Source organism: Methylobacterium sp. UNC300MFChir4.1, assembly GCF_900110155.1.
Lineage (GTDB): Bacteria > Pseudomonadota > Alphaproteobacteria > Rhizobiales > Beijerinckiaceae > Methylobacterium.
The window spans coordinates 1-1,485 of record NZ_FOCS01000071.1 but is presented as its reverse complement, the minus strand read 5'-3'; the positions used below and the strand labels follow the sequence as shown (position 1 = coordinate 1,485).

Annotated in this window: 2 protein-coding genes; one reads left to right on the top strand and one right to left on the bottom strand. The window is 65.8% G+C overall.

Features of this window, described 5'->3' with window-relative positions:
- Window positions 1-187 precede the first annotated feature (187 nt).
- Window positions 188-580, bottom strand: coding sequence for a winged helix-turn-helix transcriptional regulator (locus BMY19_RS30300; protein ID WP_020096271.1), 393 nt, complete (start codon window positions 578-580; stop codon window positions 188-190).
- A gap of 82 nt (window positions 581-662) precedes the next feature.
- On the opposite strand from BMY19_RS30300, the gene BMY19_RS30295 reads away from it, so the two are divergent.
- Window positions 663-1,394, top strand: coding sequence for an SDR family NAD(P)-dependent oxidoreductase (locus tag BMY19_RS30295; RefSeq protein WP_100253896.1), 732 nt, complete (start codon window positions 663-665; stop codon window positions 1,392-1,394).
- The last annotated feature ends 91 nt before the right edge of the window (window positions 1,395-1,485 follow it).

Here is a 1,485-nt window from a genome sequence, read left to right as displayed (position 1 = left end):
GGTGCAGATCCTTGCTTTCGGTCAGCTTCAGCGCGAACGCCGGACGTCTGCTTCCTCCGTTCTGCGCCATAAAGCGGAAGGACGGCAAACCACCCTGAGCCGACATGTGCGTATGGGTACCAAGCGTGAGATTTGGACTACTAGATGTTCGGTCCCGGCATCCGGCGATCCGAAAGCGGACGCGTTTTCACGGCTTCATTTTGATGCTGTCATGTTCGCGGTTGGCCGCATCAATCGCCGCACCGTTGTTGAGTGCCCACGCGCAGAGCGCCTCAAAGGGCTCGCGTAGTGAATGGCCGAGCGGGGTGATCGCATACTCGACGCCGATAGGTGCGGTCGGCAGCACCGTCCGGGTCACCAAACCATTGCGCTCCAGCCGCTTCAGCGCGTCCGCCAGCGCCTTGTGCGTGATGCCGTCGAGCCGCCGCTTGATCGCGTTGAACCGTGAAGGCCGCGGGCAAAGCACCGTGAGGATCAGGATCGTCCACTTGTCGGCGATCTTGTCCAGCACCGGGCGGACCTGCGCCATGTTGGCGAGCGCGCAAGCGGACGCGGCATCGAAGTCGGTATCGTCGGCCATATCTAGGCTACCTTAAGTGCGTTCTTGATAGCAGATACACGCTGTGTATCTGCTGCGCCATCGCAGATGAAGGGATGCCCCGATGGCTCGCATGCAAGACAAGGTTGCGCTGGTGATCGGCGGGGCGAAAGGCATCGGCCTTGCGGTCGCCGAGCGGCTGGCGGTCGAAGGCGCGTCGGTCGTCTTCACCGGGCGGCGCGCCGACGAGGTCGACGCAGCCGCTGCGAGGATCGGGCGCGGTGCGCAGGGCCTCGTCGCGGACGCAGCCCAACAGGAGGATCTGCACCGCGTCGTGGCGACGGTGCGGGAGATGCATGGCCGGATCGACGCGCTGGTCCTCAACGCGGGCATCTCGGAACCCGCGACCCTGCGCGACGGGACGCCCGAGCATTTCGACCGGCACTTTGCGGTCAACGTCCGTGGGGCTGTCTTCGGGTTGCAAGCGGCTCTGGGCGCAATGGGGCGGGGTGGGGCCATCGTGCTGATGGGGTCGATTGCCGACGTCATGGGCGTGACGCCCTACGGGACCTACGCCGCGACGAAGGCAGCGCTGCGCTCCTACGCGCGCACATGGACGGCGGAACTGGCCCCACACGGCATCCGCGTGAACGTGGTGGCCCCCGGTCCGACCGATACCGCCATGATGGCGAGCGTATCTGAGGACGGGCGGGCCGCACTCATCGCGCCGATCCCGCTCGGCCGCATGGCGCGTCCCGAGGAGGTGGCAGCGGCCACGCTGTTCCTACTGAGCGACGAGGCGAGCTTCGTCGCGGGGGCCGAACTGTGCGTCGACGGCGGGATGCAGCAGGTCTAGGTAGGGGACTCATTCAGGTCCATGCGATGACAGAGGAAACTAGCGCGACGGCTGCGAGATAGTTGCAGGCTAGGCGATCGTAGCGGGTCGC